This window comes from Paraburkholderia sp. BR10937 (assembly GCF_040965695.1).
In the GTDB taxonomy this organism is placed as follows: domain Bacteria; phylum Pseudomonadota; class Gammaproteobacteria; order Burkholderiales; family Burkholderiaceae; genus Paraburkholderia.
The window spans coordinates 97,602-112,829 of sequence record NZ_JBFRCL010000018.1 but is presented as its reverse complement, the minus strand read 5'-3'; the positions used below and the strand labels follow the sequence as shown (position 1 = coordinate 112,829).

General features: G+C 58.7%; 10 protein-coding genes. All 10 read right to left on the bottom strand.

Features of this window, described 5'->3' with window-relative positions; genetic code table 11:
* Window positions 1-489 precede the first annotated feature (489 nt).
* A complete protein-coding gene (locus AB4Y44_RS17055) occupies window positions 490-1,680 on the bottom strand; it encodes a glycosyltransferase (RefSeq protein WP_368700295.1) in 1,191 nt (396 codons plus the stop codon).
* On the bottom strand, window positions 1,677-2,798 hold the full coding sequence (locus AB4Y44_RS17050; protein WP_368700294.1) for a glycosyltransferase family 4 protein: 1,122 nt from the start codon (window positions 2,796-2,798) through the stop codon (window positions 1,677-1,679). The genes AB4Y44_RS17055 and AB4Y44_RS17050 overlap by 4 nt, the downstream gene beginning before the upstream one ends.
* Complete coding sequence (locus tag AB4Y44_RS17045; protein ID WP_368700293.1) at window positions 2,779-3,933, bottom strand: glycosyltransferase family 4 protein; 1,155 nt, start codon at window positions 3,931-3,933, stop codon at window positions 2,779-2,781. The genes AB4Y44_RS17050 and AB4Y44_RS17045 overlap by 20 nt, the downstream gene beginning before the upstream one ends.
* Window positions 3,934-4,083: 150 nt before the next feature.
* Window positions 4,084-5,118, bottom strand: a complete 1,035-nt coding sequence (gene gmd / locus AB4Y44_RS17040; protein ID WP_342921523.1) for a GDP-mannose 4,6-dehydratase — start codon at window positions 5,116-5,118, stop codon at window positions 4,084-4,086.
* A 15-nt stretch (window positions 5,119-5,133) separates the two neighbouring features.
* Window positions 5,134-8,844, bottom strand: coding sequence for a glycosyltransferase (locus tag AB4Y44_RS17035; protein ID WP_368700292.1), 3,711 nt, complete (start codon window positions 8,842-8,844; stop codon window positions 5,134-5,136).
* Window positions 8,844-10,334: a methyltransferase domain-containing protein gene (locus AB4Y44_RS17030; RefSeq protein WP_368700291.1), complete on the bottom strand. Its 1,491-nt coding sequence runs from the start codon at window positions 10,332-10,334 to the stop codon at window positions 8,844-8,846. Before AB4Y44_RS17030 ends, AB4Y44_RS17035 begins: the two co-directional genes overlap by 1 nt.
* On the bottom strand, window positions 10,334-11,554 hold the full coding sequence (locus tag AB4Y44_RS17025; protein ID WP_342921526.1) for an ABC transporter ATP-binding protein: 1,221 nt from the start codon (window positions 11,552-11,554) through the stop codon (window positions 10,334-10,336). The genes AB4Y44_RS17030 and AB4Y44_RS17025 overlap by 1 nt, the downstream gene beginning before the upstream one ends.
* Window positions 11,554-12,348, bottom strand: a complete 795-nt coding sequence (locus AB4Y44_RS17020; protein ID WP_342921527.1) for an ABC transporter permease — start codon at window positions 12,346-12,348, stop codon at window positions 11,554-11,556. The genes AB4Y44_RS17025 and AB4Y44_RS17020 overlap by 1 nt, the downstream gene beginning before the upstream one ends.
* On the bottom strand, window positions 12,348-13,793 hold the full coding sequence (locus AB4Y44_RS17015) for a mannose-1-phosphate guanylyltransferase/mannose-6-phosphate isomerase (protein ID WP_368700290.1): 1,446 nt from the start codon (window positions 13,791-13,793) through the stop codon (window positions 12,348-12,350). The genes AB4Y44_RS17020 and AB4Y44_RS17015 overlap by 1 nt, the downstream gene beginning before the upstream one ends.
* A gap of 221 nt (window positions 13,794-14,014) precedes the next feature.
* Entirely contained in the window at window positions 14,015-15,217 is a 1,203-nt protein-coding gene (locus AB4Y44_RS17010; protein WP_368700289.1) for a sulfotransferase family 2 domain-containing protein, read from the bottom strand.
* Between the last annotated feature and the right edge of the window lie 11 nt (window positions 15,218-15,228).

Below are 15,228 nucleotides of genomic sequence, written 5' to 3'. Positions count from 1 at the left end.
ACACCAAGGCCGGCCAATGAGGTCGGCCTAGTTGGACCCTGATAGCGTATTTCGCGCACCTATGAATCGGTGGCGCCTCTGGCGCGACCATCCCGCGACTTGAGCCAAATGGCAAGAAACAAAGCAAAGCAAAGCAAGACCGCGAATTCTGGGGCCAATGCCAGATTATACCGGTGCCGTACGGCACCAAATCGATCTCATCGTGCATCGCCCCGATGCCCCGCTTCCGTGCGGGTTTGCCGTCCAGCCTTGTATGCCCAAATGCCTGACTCGCTCTCACGCACGCTAGCGCGCTGTGATGCCACGGCGCACCAGGTCAAATCTTGATGCCATCGAGCACGCCGTTTTCCAGCCACATTCGACACCGCTATGCCCGATTCGAACTGCCTTCCGCAGCCTTCACAAACCTTTCAATCTCAAATGTAGGCACAGCAGCAAACCGTTCGCAATAGGAAAAAAGGCCTCCAGCAAAGGCTTGACTTATCGAACTCAAGCCAGCATCTGGTCCAACTTTCCAAGAAGCGGGGCGACCATCTGTCCCCATTCGTGTTCCTGCTCAACGAATGCTCTCGCCCTCTTTGCCATTTGTACTGCCGCGGCCTCATTGGCCGTAAGCCACTCGATCCGCTCAGAAAATTCCGGCGGCGAATCTGCGAGTAGAAGGTCATGCCCGCTTCTCGCGCCCAAGCCTTCGTACCCCAGCGAAGTCGCCACAACAGGCAACCCCAGCGCCATATACTCCAGAATCTTGTTCTGCACGCCTGCCCCGATCCGCATCGGGCACACGCCTATGGCGCCGTCTCTGGCGGCGTCTGCCACCGACGCAACCCGCCCTGTCACCTCGACTCCGTCATAGGCCCTGAACCGCTCGGCAAGCGCGGGCGAAATCGAACCCACGATCCTGAACCGGTAATCCGCACGCTTGCGCAGCAAGGGCAACACGTCCTGCGCAAAGAAATGGCACATGTCCTCGTTCTGGACCGTCCGCATGTCGCCGATGAAGATCAGCACGCGGCTTGCCGTACTTCGCACCGAATACGGCAACCCAGACAAGTCGACTCCGTTCGAACACACCATGACGTTCTCGGCGTTCGAACCGGGAAACAGGTAATCCTTATCGGTCTGCGAAACCAGCACGGACAAATCGAAGTCATTGACGATCGTTCGCTCGTAGTCGCCCAGGCGCTGCGCTTCGAGACTGAGCACGCGCGACTTGAGCCCACGTGCATTCTTGAGCTGCTTGACGCGGCTGTAGTTCAGCGAGATCGCGTCCGTCATTTCGAGCACGCGCGGCTTGTCCGACTTGCGCACGTACTCGGCACAGCGCACCAGATGGACGAGTACGCCATCGTGCGAGGGCAACAACCGTTCGACTGCCGCGGCAAATGCCCGACTCCGGTAGTAGGCGACCTGCAACGGCGTCCGCGTGGGCAGCGCAAGCAGCGTATTCATGTACGAACGCGCCTTCGACAGAAAGACTCGCTCGACCCGGTCGAACACGCCGTCGTCAGGCAGCTCGCAGTCCATCTCTTCGCTCGTCTCGCACAGGCTCAGCAGCGTCAGCGAGTACTGACGCGACAACGCCTTACAGAGATGATAGATCCGCAGCTTGTCTCCGCCGATCACCGGATAAGGAAGCCTGGGTGTCAGCACCAGCAGTTTTTTCTTGTCTGTGGTCACGACAAACGTTCCCAGAATTGCTGAATCGACGGCGCAACGCTCGTCTCCGAAAATAGACGCGCGCGCTCCACACCGTCGCGGGCTCTCGCTTCGAACGTTTCGCCGCCGGTCCATATGCCCCGGATCTGCCGGGCGATATCGTCAACCGACCAGGGGTCGAAATTCAGGCCGCAGCCGCCGACGATCTCAGGCATGGACGTCGTGTTGCTGCACGCGACTGGCGTACCCGACGCCATCGCCTCCAGCACCGGAATGCCGAATCCTTCGAACAACGAAGCGAAGATGAATGCGCGTGCCTGCCGGTAGTGCTGCTTCAGTTCGTGCTCGGAAACATACCCGAGCAATTCGACGTGGCCCGAAAGTCCCAGTGCGGCTGCACGTTGCAGATAATGTTCGTGATGCGCGGATTTGATCCCGGCAATGCGCAAGCTGATGTCCTCGTCCAGCTTCGGCCTCGCCAATGCGAAGGCTTGCAGGAGACGATCGACGTTCTTGCTGGGCACCTCGCCCGCCACGGTGAACAGGTACGGCTGGCGATCCGCCTGACTCAGCGGAGGAACGAACCAGTCGTCCGCAATCGAGTTCGGAATTACGTGTACGTCCCGCTCCGACAGTCCGAACTGCTCCACCAGTTCCCGCTGGGTGAATCGGGATACGGTCAGCACGACGTCGGCGCGGCGAGCGAGCCTCGGCACCACATGCCGCCTGTACACCCGCCCAAACGTCTGATACGGGGATCTTGCCGGAGGCAGCACACGCCAGGGCTGCAGATAAATCAGATCGTGGATGACCGAGATCAGCCGGGTCCGCCCCGTTGATCGCAATGGTCCCGTGTTGTACGGGCACAGCAGGTAGTCCAGCTTCTGTGACTCGCACAGTCGCGGCAACTCGACCTGCTCCCACCACGGAAAGAAACCGCGGCCGCCGCTGACGCACGACCAGTCCGTCGTGGTCACGCCGCTCGGGGCGAGACCCAGCACCGACGCACTCACCGGTTCGATCAACCGGCGCGCGAATCTTCCCATGCCGCGGTAGTTGCCAACCATCCAGGTGATATCGACCCCTAACTTCACGCTGCATTCTCCCGCGCGGATTGAATCAGGATCGACATGAACCATCCAGAACAGATCGATAGACCGCAACGGTCTTCTCGGCACAGGCCTGCCACGTCAGCTCGCGCGCCCTCGCCAGCCCCGCCTCGCGGAGCACGTCGGCATCGCGTGTATGTTCGGTCACCTGGCGCATGGCATCGGCAATGTCGCCTGCGTTGCTGGGATCCACCATGATGGCGGCATCTGCCGCCACTTCGGGAACGGACGTCGTATTGGACGCAATGACCAGGAGGCCAGAAGCGAACGCTTCCACAACCGGCAGTCCGAATCCTTCGCACAGCGACGCAAACAGCAGCGCGGTGGCCGATTGCATCAGAGCGCGCACGTCGAAATCCGGCAAATACTGCAACCAGCGCGCACTGCCTTCGGCTTCGCTCGCTCGCAGGCGGGCGACAAGGCTTTCGCACCCCCACCCGGCCCGGCCCACGACGACCAATGGCACATCCCGACGCAACCCGGCCGGCAGACTCGCATGCGCGTCCAGAACCCGCTCGATATTCTTGCGCGGCTGCAAGGTGCCCACGCACAGGAAGAACCGCTCGGGCAGGTCCAGGCGCTTCAGTACCTCGTCACGGTCCGTCTGATCAATCTGTTCAAAAAATCGAGGGTGCACACCCAGCGGAACGACGGAAATGCGCTCTGGCGCGATGCCGAAGTGCTCCACGATCGAGCGCTTCGAATACTCGGAAATCGTGACGACGTGATCCGCCCACGCACCCGAGCGCCGCAACAGCCAACGGCGCAACGCGGCCAGCTTCACGGTCGTCCACTCGGGATTCGACAGTGGAATGGCATCCATCAAGGTCGCGATAACAGGTATCGTAGACAGTTTTGGAATCAGGTGATCGGTTGCATGGAACACGTCCACGTGCTGTGCGACGAGGTCCTTCTCGGCGACGCACTTCCACGGGCTCACGGCGCCCAGTGTCGCCATTGCCGCGTGGCGGCCGAGATTCACGGGCGGGCGGGCACCCGGCAACACGTCTTCGCCGACAAACGCACGAAAGCCGACGGGGACGAGATCGACCCCGCCGCCGGCAAGCAGGGCTCGCCCCAGCTCCCGGGTGTACGAGCCAATGCCGTCCACCCCGCCGTGCGCAATGCTACGGGCCAATGCCGTCGTACCAAAACCAACCTTCACCCATGCCCCTTGTTGTACATCCAGCGCGGTGTGTCTTTCCGCATTATTCTTTTGAGCGACCCGACGACGGGATCACCTGCTGCAGCAAACAACCGTGCAAAAACACGGCTCATGCAGCCGGCGAGCCCCGTCACCGGCGCCAGAGATGCCTCAGAACGAGAAGCCGCGCTCGTTGCGACGCAGGTCCGCTTCGACCATCATCGCGCACAGCTGCTCGAGCGTCGTCTTCGGCTCCCAGCCCAGTTGCTTCTTTGCCTTCTCCGGATTGCCGATCAGCAGATCCACTTCGGCCGGACGATAAAACTTCGGGTTGATCTTGACGAGCGTCTTGCCGGTCGCAGCGTCGACCGCGGTCTCGTTCTCGTCACGCCCCTTGAACTCGAGGTCGACCCCAGTTGCCTTGAATGCCATGCGCACGAAATCGCGTACGGTCTCGGTACGATTCGTGCCCAGCACGTAGGTATCCGGCTCGTCGGCCTGCAACATGCGCCACATGCCTTCGACGTATTCCTTCGCGAAACCCCAATCGCGCTTCGCGTCGATATTCCCCAGTTCGAGCACGTCGAGTTGGCCGAGCTTGATCTTTGCGACGGAGTCGGTGATCTTGCGCGTCACGAACTCGCGGCCACGCAGGGGCGATTCGTGATTGAACAGGATGCCGCTGCAACCGAAGATGTTGTAGCTTTCGCGATAGTTCACCGTGATCCAGTGCGCGTAGAGCTTGGCGACACCGTACGGGCTGCGCGGGTAAAACGGCGTAGACTCGATTTGCGGAATGGCCTGCACCTTGCCGAACATTTCGGACGTGCTCGCCTGGTAGAAGCGGATCTTCGGGTTGACGATGCGGATGGCCTCGAGCAGATTCAGCGGGCCGATGCCGGTGATCTCCGCCGTGGTGGCCGGCTGGTCAAAGGAAACGCCGACGAAGCTTTGCGCAGCGAGGTTGTATACCTCAGTCGCGCCGGTAGTTTGCAGCAGGCGAATGCTCGACGACAGATCCGTCAAGTCGTATTCGACCAGATGGAGGTTGGGGTGCTTCGCGATACCCAACTCTTCGATTCGCCAGAAGTTCACCGAACTCGTGCGGCGATAGGTGCCGTAAACCGTATAACCCTTCTCCAGCAGGAGTTGCGCAAGATAGGCACCGTCTTGGCCAGTGATGCCGGTGATAATGGCTGTCTTCATAGTGATGCTCTTTCCTTACGAAATGAATGCGCTTTTTGTGAAAAGCTCCGCCAAGGCTTGGGCACTTTGCGCCCAGGTCAAGAAAGGCATGCCTTGGGATGAAGGCGCTTGCCCCATGTTTTCAAGTCCCAACCAAGCCTTGATTTCAACGGCCAGATCCTGGCCAGTCTCCGCGGAAAAATAATAAGCATGATTGCCCGCGACTTCCCGGAACACAGGAATATCTCGTGCGATGATCGAAATCCCCTGCTGTGCCGCCTCGATCAAAGGGAGGCCGAAGCCTTCTCCATACGAGCCGGCGATCAGGCATGAACACGCGGCATAGATCTTTTCCAGGTATTCGTCGCTAATACCTTCCAGCCAGAACAGTTGACGGCCGAATGCTCTATGTCCCTTGATCCGCGAGACCAAATCCCCCATCAACCACCCTTGCTTACCCACCAGGACGAGGTTGACGTGTTGATCCTCTTGCCAGAGACGGTCGAATGCCTCCAGAACCTGGGCATACCCCTTACGGGGTTCCAGCGTCCCGACCATCAAGAAGGACGGCGATCTTTTCAGCTTCTCGAGTAAATCCTCGGCGTCAGCGGGGACTCCCGTCGAAGCGACGGAATCTTGAATATTTGCGCCTAGGTGGAACCAGTCAATCGCGAATCGGGCGTTGCGCTCGGGTGCATGTTGGGCCACCCATGTAGCAAGATCGCCCGCGACGGCCTCAGAAATACAGAAAGCGCCGTCATTCTCCACGACGACCTCCAGCCATTCACCAAAGTTCTCTGCAACGCCCGGCGCAAAATATTGCGGCAGAAAAATGCACAGCAGGTCGTACACGACGAACTTGACTTGCACGCCCTGAAACCTGAGCTTCTGGTAGAACGCCCGCTGCGCCGGCACGATCTCCGGCGCCAGGTCGAGACCGAGAAACACGTCTCCCGGGCCGTAGTCGACAGGAGCGTCCTGCAGCCACGCATCTTCAAAACCCATCAGCTTTGCCGTGAAGCGCCGGGCATACTTGTACGACTGGGCAGTCGTCGCATAAACCGGTTCCACCCTGAAGCCGCTGGGCGGGCGCTCCAGCCATTCCTTGATCAAGCTTCTTACAACGCGCTGGATACCGCTTTTCGCATCGCGCTGAACCAGCTCGGAGATATCCACTAGAAGCTGCCGCTTGCCATTGCGCGGCATAGTATTCCGGGCCATGGCCATCGCGGCCTGCTGCAATTGCCCGTCATCAGCCGACCCGACCTGCCTGGCGATCGCGCGCGCCAGTATACCGGGGTGTGACAGCCCGGCCGCATGGAAGTGCTCAATCGCATCCCGATACTGCTTTGCACACAAATCTGGGGCATGGTGATCCAGGATGACCTGCCTTGCGATACGACCCATGTTCGTACGCAACTGTGCATCAGAACGCAAGGTCTCCAGCGCTTCTATGAGTTGCTGTTCGGTAAATGTCTCCGGCAATTTCCAGACTGCGTCATCGTCGAGGTCGGCCATGCTGCCGTTGGCGTTGACAATAACGGCCTTACCGTAATTCATGCAGTCCAGCACAGCTGCGGAAGTTTCCCCTCTCGACAGGGTTCGCAACTGCACGCCGACATCGGCGGCCGTCAGATACTGGCGGAAGGTTGAAACATCGGCCCAGCCTGTGATCCGGACGTTAGCTTTCGAACCGAGGTCACGGATCAGGCGAGACACATCCTGCCCATATTGTCCCTGATCATTCTCCCCAACAAAGACAAGATGGCAAGTCGAATCTTTCGCAAGCGATGAATCTGCCCAGGCCTTCAGCAGTTGAAGATTCAACTTCATGGGACCTAGCAAGCCAAACGCACACACTAGATAGTCATTTTCCCCAATGCCCAGTGCGGCGCGCGCACCAACCTTGTCGAAATCGACATCGGCAACTCGCATAAGTGGAATCTCGACCCAGTCCTTCACGTCGCCGCCATACCATCGCTCGGCTTGACGTTTCGAATTCCCGGAGTGGACGATCAGGCCCAGACTCTTCTGAATCACCTCCAAACTGCACGGGTACTTCCAGACGGTGTCTATGATATCCGCCTTGTGATGGCGCTCTGCCAAACCGACGTAGCCATGGTTTTCATACAACGCCTGCGACCAGCACCCCGGAAGCCAGCCTTGGGTATCCATCTCCGCAACAATGCCTGACAGGAAAAAGTCATGCAGAACCACCACCCCAGGAACGACGTCCAGAAGCGGGAACATGTAGCGATGGAATGACGAATTGCCAAAGTGATAGATCACGCGATCATATCGACCGACATTCTCCACGAACCACTGAGGCGACCTCACCGTTACCCCATTCAACTGGGCATTTCCCACGGTATCGGGGTCGACGATGACGTCAATGTCGTAATGATTCGCAAGCTCGGGCAGGAGGTCGGCACTATAGTCCGCGATACCCGTGCGAGCAGGCGGCAGAGGGGACACATAGGCCAGCTTTAGCCGCCGCGACTCGCGTTGAGATGCAGGCTGCTTACCCTGGACATGCCATCGCTCCATGGCTGCGATGGTCCGGCGTGCGCTTTCATCCCACGAAAACTTACGCGACTGCTCTTTGCCGTGCCGGATGAGTGCTTCCCGGAAGGGAGCGTCGTTCAGGCCACGCTGTATCGCCTCAGCAATGGCTGCGTCGGAATGCGGATCGAACATGGCGTCATCCCAGCCGATGACTTCCGGCAGACTGGATGTATTGGCGCCAATGACAGGAGCCCCGCAGCGCATAGCCTCCAACGCGGGCAAACCAAAGCCTTCATGCCACGACGGGAAGACGAACAGCTTGCACAGGTTGTAGAAAAACAGCAGATCGTCGTCTGGTACGAATCCGGTCAGCACGACATCGTCTTTGCGCAGACCGTGTTGCTGCGCCAGACGTTCGAGCTCCTGCCGATTCGCGGGCTGTACCGAACATACGATCGCGAGTTGATGGTCGCGCCGCACCTTTTCAGGCAGCAGCGCGTACGCTCGAATCAGGCCTTCTACGTTCTTGCGGTGATCGATGCCGCCCGTGTAGAGCACGAACGGTTTGGTCAGCCCATACTGCTTGCGCAAAGCCGATTCGCGCTCCGGGGAAACGTCGATGGACAGGAATGAATCGTCAGCGTCGGTACTGATATTGACCGACCACTCCGCGGGCAAACCGAGATGTGCGATGCCTTCCTGTCGCGAGGACTCCGAAATACCCAGCCACAAATCGGCCCGGCGCAAATGCTCGATCTTCTCCAGATACCAGGACTTTACGGCTGGATTATCCAGATACGGAGTGGGATTGATATACGGAATCAGGTCATAAAGCGTGACAGCAACCGGAATCTCGTGTTGCAGGCGATGTACGCTAGTTACCGCGTCATCGCCAAGCCCTTCGATCAAACTCGTGATGTAGACAAAATCGGGCTTCAGCGCGCACAGAAAAGACTCATATCCCAATTCCGCCGCACGCCGCCGCCAGTCGTTGGATTTGTCGGCATGCGTCACAGGTCCAGCAGCGTGCCAGACACGGATGTTCTCGAGCGGCAGCAGGTCCGAAAAAGCCTCGCGAATAGGCCCGATGGTTTCCGGAAACAAGCCGTTGAGAGCGAGAATAATTTCATGCTCTCCACGATTGCGCGCCAGCCCTCTGGCAATCGCCTGGGTATAACGGCCTATGCCTCGATTGCGCGAACCCGTGCTTTGTGCACCCTGCATATCAATGACGATGCGCATCAACCCTCTTCCCTCTTCTCGTAGTTCTTCACTGCGAAAGCTAGCGCAGCATAGGTTTGTTGAGCACGCGGGCTCAATCCCTCCGGCGCAACTTCAGGCCGGGGACGATAGAGATGTACGGTATCCGAAACAACGGGAATCAATCGTTGCTTGACACCGGGAACACGATTGAGAGCAAATACGGCGAGCCGCCTGAACCAGGGATGTTTACCCCCGAACTTCGCGGCACGCTGAACAACGCGCTTGGCTCCGACCTTAAAAACAACTCTTCCTTGCCCTTTTAGCACGAGCTTCACGCCCCGAACCGGCCGGGTAATTCGCCAGGACGTACTCTGATAGACGGCATGCAATTGCGCGTTCGCCTGATGCAGCATGGCTTCGGTCTGCTCAAGCCGCGCCTGCATCTCCAGCACCTGGCTCTCGACCTGTTGGCGCCGTCCATCGGCACGCTGGTATCGTTCCTCCGAGTGCTGGTATCGCTCCTCGAAGTACTGATATCGCTCTTCGAAATGCTGGTACCGCTCTTCTGCGTGTTGATATCGCTCTTCTGCGTGTTGATATCGCTCTTCTGAGCGCTGGTATCGTTCCTCGGAGCGCTGATATCGCTCTTCGGCACGCTGATATCGCTCCTCGGCGAGCTGCAGTTGCTCCGACAGCGAATGAAGCTCGTCTGTCAACTGCTCGCCGGATTGCCGCGCGGTATCCTCCGCACGCTGCACCCTTGCCTCTATCTGAGCGAGACTCGATGCAATCCGTGTTTCGTATCGCTGCGCCAGGACGTCGATCGTCAGACCGTATTCGGCCTCGAATGCATCATCGAATGCGCCCTCGGTTGAGGCGGCCTCCTTCTGCGCGACGATTGCATAGTCGGGGCTCACACCGCCGAGGACATTCATGAAATGAATCTGCGCCTGTGCGTCGGTCAACGTCGCTGATTCCTGCAGGCGCACGACCTTAACGCGGTCAAACCCCGCATGTTCCGCGACGAAGGAAAGCAACAGCGGCGGAATAGGTTTCTGGTGCGTCGGATCGATATAGAAGTTGCACGTCGCCACAGCGATGTTTTCCGGATTCGGCGTCTCAAGAATGAGCAGGCCACCGGGTTTCAACACGCGCAGAGCCTCGGTTACGAGCCGCTTTAATTGCTCGAAGCTCACGTGTTCGACGACGTGAAAGGCCGAAATCAGTGCATGGCTGTTCGAATCCAGATTCGCGAGATACTCGATCGCATCTCCCTGGGATACCGAGAGATTTCGCTCCCGGCACGCCTCGAGCATATCGGCGTCGAGGTCGACACCTGTCGCGGCAAAGCCAGCGTCACCCATTAGCTCCAGCCACTCGCCGCGGCCACAACCAACGTCAAATGTCTTTGCTCCCGGGTACAACGCCGCCAACGGCTGAACGAACGGCGAATACTTGCCCAGTCGACCCTTGATCAGATCTCGTGAGCCGCGGTGCCGATCTTCAAACGCACGATAAAAGCTATCCACTACGGCAAACTCCTCACCGTCGTCCGTAGCCAGGCTACTCCGACAAAATCTTCCACTTTCATATTGACGACGTTGAACATCAACACCCGATCACGCCATTCGTAGTTGTTGGCCAGATGGGCATCTCCGGTGTGCAGCGCCACCGCGACCGAATAACTACCCACACCAATGTTGGCCGTAAATTCGAAATGCAATTCCACTGACTGGCCCTGGGCCAGATCGACCAGTACCTGCTTCAGGTGATAGGTATTCGTCCCGAACACCGTCTGCCCAAGCCGGTCTTTGATCATGTACCCGACCACCAGCTCGGGGATCGCATGCACGCATTTGACCTTGATGCGCAACGTAACGGGCTGCCCGACCCCGATCACTTCGACCGGTTGACCGGACTCGTCCAGCAGCGTGACCTCGTCGACCACGGCCTCGCCGGTGCCCGAAATGGTCTGCACCGCCCCACTGCCGGTGGTTTCCTGCTTGACGGAATGATTCGCGCGATCGGCCAGCATCGCGTTGTAGTAGTCCATGACTTCTTCAGGCGGCCCTTCGATCTCCAGCTTCCCGGCATTCAGCAGAATCGCACGATCGCAGATAGCCTGGATCGCCGCCTTGTCATGCGCAACGATCAAGAGCGTCGTGCCTTGCTTGCGAAACTCGCGGATGCGGTCGAAGCTCTTGTGCTGAAAATACGCGTCGCCGACCGAAAGCGCTTCGTCGACGATCAGCACATCAGGGCGACGAGCGGTCGCGACGCTGAATGCAAGACGCATCTGCATGCCGCTCGAATACACGCGCACGGGCTGATCGATGTATTCGCCGATTTCGGCGAACGCCTCGATCTCCGGCATCAGAGCGACAAGTTCGTCAACGCTGAAACCGAGCAACTGCCCGGCCATCATGACGTTCTGGCGCCCGGTGAAATCCGGGTGAAACCCCATCCCGAGTTCCAGCAACGCGGCAACCCGCCCCGTCATGGTCACGCTGCCGACCGTCGGCTGCGTGGTGCCAACGATCATCTTCAACAACGTGCTCTTGCCCGCACCGTTGATACCGATGATGCCAAGCGCCTCGCCGGACTGGACCGAGAAGTTCACATTCCGCAGCACCCAATGTGGCGTGTGATGCAGCTTGTTACGCGGATCGATCCACTCGATAAGGCGGGACCAGCGCGTCGGGTACTGCTTATATGCCTTGCCGAGATTGGTAACGGTAATGGTGCCCATCAGAGTTCATCCACCATTTCGCCCACATGTTTGCGGAACAAGCTGAAGCCGGCGAGGCACAATAGAACACCCAGTAGCGCAACGAGCCACAGCTGCGGCCATTCCGGCCAACGGCCTTGAACCATCACGACCTGGAAAGCTTCGATCAACGGCGCCATCGGATTGAACTGCATTCCTGTCTGGACAGGCTTGGGCAGAATGTTGATTGCATACACGATCGGCGTCAGCCAGAACCAGAAATTCAGCGCGATGCCGAAGAACTGCCCGACGTCACGGAAAAATACGTTCAGCACCCCTAGCGTAATGCCGAGGCCAATGGCAAACAGCGTCAGCAGCAACAGCAGCGGAATGATGGCCAGATACGTCAAACCGGGGAAATTACCGGTAATCAGCACGAAGACTGTGAACAGCCCGAAGACAATCGCGAAGTTGACCAGCGCATTGACCACCACGATCACCGGCAGACACAGCCGGGGAAAGCTCAACTTCTTCAGCAAGTTGGCGTTGTCGATGAACGCGGTCTGTGCGCGGCTCACAATCTCGACGAACATGCCCCACGGCAGCACACCGGCACACAGGTGAATGCTGTATGCAAACGTGCTATTCACGCCGGGCAACCGGGTGTGCATCACCTGGGAGAAGATCACCGTATAAACGACGATCATCGCAAGCGGATTGAGCACGGTCCACGCCGCACCCAGCAGGGAGTTTCGGTACTTGGACTGAAACTCCCGCTTGACGCTTCCCAGAATGAACCCGCGATAGGCCCAGAGGGCTCGTAGCATTCCCTGCATCAAGCCCGCCCGTAGACGTCCTGGAAGCGGACGATGTCGTCTTCTCCCAGATACTCGCCGCTCTGCACCTCGATCATCACAAGATCGAGCACGCCCGGGTTTTCGAGGCGATGCTTGTGGCCGGCAGGGATGTACGTGGACTCGTTGGTCCGAACGAAGATTTCCTTGTCGCCGTTGATGACCTTGGCCATTCCGCACACGACGATCCAGTGTTCGCTGCGGTGATGATGCATCTGCAGACTCAGGCTGGCGCCCGGCTTGACTTCGATACGCTTGATCTTGAAGCGGGGGCCTTCTTCCAGCACCGTGTAGGTGCCCCAAGGACGGCTAACGGTCCGATGCAGTTTGTAAGCATCGTGATTCTGTTTCTTCAGGCGGGCGACGACTTGCTTCACATCCTGCGCGCGATCGGGATGCGCGACCAGCAAGGCATCCGGCGTATCGATGATCATCAGGTCAGCCACACCCACCGCCGCCACCAGGCGGTCCGGGCTTTGCACGTAGGTGTTGTGGCTATCGACAAAGATCGCGTCGCCGACGGCACGGTTGCTGTCCTGGTCCGGTGCGACCAGATCGCGAATTGCGCCCCACGAGCCGATGTCGCTCCAACCGAAGGTGGACGGCACCACAGCCACATTCGACGAGCGCTCCATCACCGCGTAGTCGATCGAGATATCCGGCATCTTCTCGAACGTCTCGGCAGGAATCTCGAGCATTTGCCCCGACGACTTGTCGGCATGCAACGATGCCCAGCACGACTCAGTCGCTGCCGCGACATCGGGGGCATGGCGTTTCATCTCGTCGAGGATCACCCCGGCCTTGAAACAGAACATGCCCGAATTCCAAAGGTAGTTGCCCGTTGCAACGTATTCGGCAGCCTTCACAGCGTCCGGCTTCTCGACGAAACGCAGCGCCATACGGCCGTCGCCGATTTTCTCTCCTGCTTCGATATAGCCGAAACCGGTGTCCGGGCTCGTCGGAACGATACCAAACGTCACCAGCCTGTCGCGCTTCGCCAGTTCGACCGCACTCGCAATGGCCGCGGCAAAACCCGCCTGGTCCTGAACCAGGTGATCGGCGGCGAGCACCAGCATCAGCGCATCGCGCCCGTACTTTTCCGCCACGTAGCGCGCTGCCATGGCCACGGCAGGCGCCGTATTGCGGCCCATCGGCTCGAGCATGAATGCGCCGGACTGAGTTTCGCCGAGCTTCGCGCAGGCAAACTCGTCCTTGCTCATGAAGTAGTAGTCGCGGTTCGTGACCGTCAAGATCTCCCCGCGCTGCGAGGGCGCGTCGATTCCGGCGACCGCCGCCGCCCGACAATATGTCTTGAGGAGCAGGCTCTCGCCATCGGCGAGCTTCATGAACGGCTTGGGGTGCCCTTCACGCGAAACCGGCCAAAGTCGCGTACCAGCACCACCGGACAAGATGACGGGGATTAACATCACATTCACTCCAGATTCAGTATCCGCTGGCGAAGGAAATCCTCCGCCACTTATATTGGTATTGATGAACCGCCAAAGTAGTGTCGGCTTAACAAGCCAAACCGGGCCGGGCCGGGCAAGGATTATATCCGGCGAACTACTGTCGTCCGTAACACAAGGTAATGATCGTCCCCCATTGAAGCCCAATCGACAGGGACCTGTCACACCTGAAAGCAAAAACCTTACCTGACGGTTACTTCGACCTCGGCAAAGGCGTTCGAATCTCCATCGTCGAACCAGGCAATGCCCTCCTGAACGAGGGTCAATCGCAGAACGTACGTCCCGGCGACGGATGGCGCGACGACGAGCGCCTGCATTTCCCTTTCCTCACCCGGCATCAACGACGCGTGCAGCGTTGTGCGCTCGCCGTCGAACACCACGGCCTGTGAACGCTTCGCGTCAAGCCAGTGATACGCGACATGCACCGGATTCGGCGCGCGACTGGCGATCTGGTAGCGAGACTGGTTGCGCAACCCGATCTGAACGAAGAACCGCTCATCCGCAGCCACGTGCGGCGGTGCAGAGAGCATACGCACCCCGAAGTGGGTTCGGGCCTGCTCGGCAACAGGCTCGTGCCAGGACTTCCTGACCAATGTTTCCGCCTGCCGATAGCGCTCCATCAATAGCGAACGCATCATCTCGCCCATGCGATCTTCGAAGAGCTGGCAAGCCCAAACGTACAATTCCTGATCGAGCGCGGTCAGTTCGCGAATCGCGTCGATTTCCGCCGCCGCCAACTCGCCATTTCCCGACCGATTCGACGAGGTGTTTAGTCTGGGCACCGCGAAGCTGGGAAAAAACTCGAGCTCGTGGGCAAGAAGACTCATGGAGTCGCGCATTCGCTCGGTGATACCGAAAAACGCGAATGATTCAAGCCGCCTTTTTGCGAGATCCAGCAATTTCCGATCGTTTCCACGTTCGGCAAATTCCTTGACGGCCGCGCGTCCGTATCCAACCGGATCGCGCGACAGCTTTTGATAGTCAAGGTCCGCCGCCAAAAACAGCGTCTGCGTATTGACGATATCCCAGTTCGTTTCAGGATCCCGAACAAAGTCCAGCAGCGACCACCCTCCACTTTTCATTTGCTGATGCCGGTATGCGTTTTCATCGCGCATCGCATGCAGGTACCACGAAACGGTACGTTGCAGCGGGTCCCGGAGCATCGTGATGTAAGTCAGATTCCGCTCGAGGTAGGTGCCCAAACCATGCCAAAGATGACCACGGAACAACCTGTACCGCTCCATCGATTCCAATGGGAGTTCGAACAAGTCCGGAAGCAATTGCGCCGGACAGATCTCTTCCGGACCGTATTGATCATCCAGGAAAGAGATAAGCGAAGTCCCCCCCGTTTTCGGGATATGGAGGTAATAAACAGGATCGGTCATTCAGTTAATCA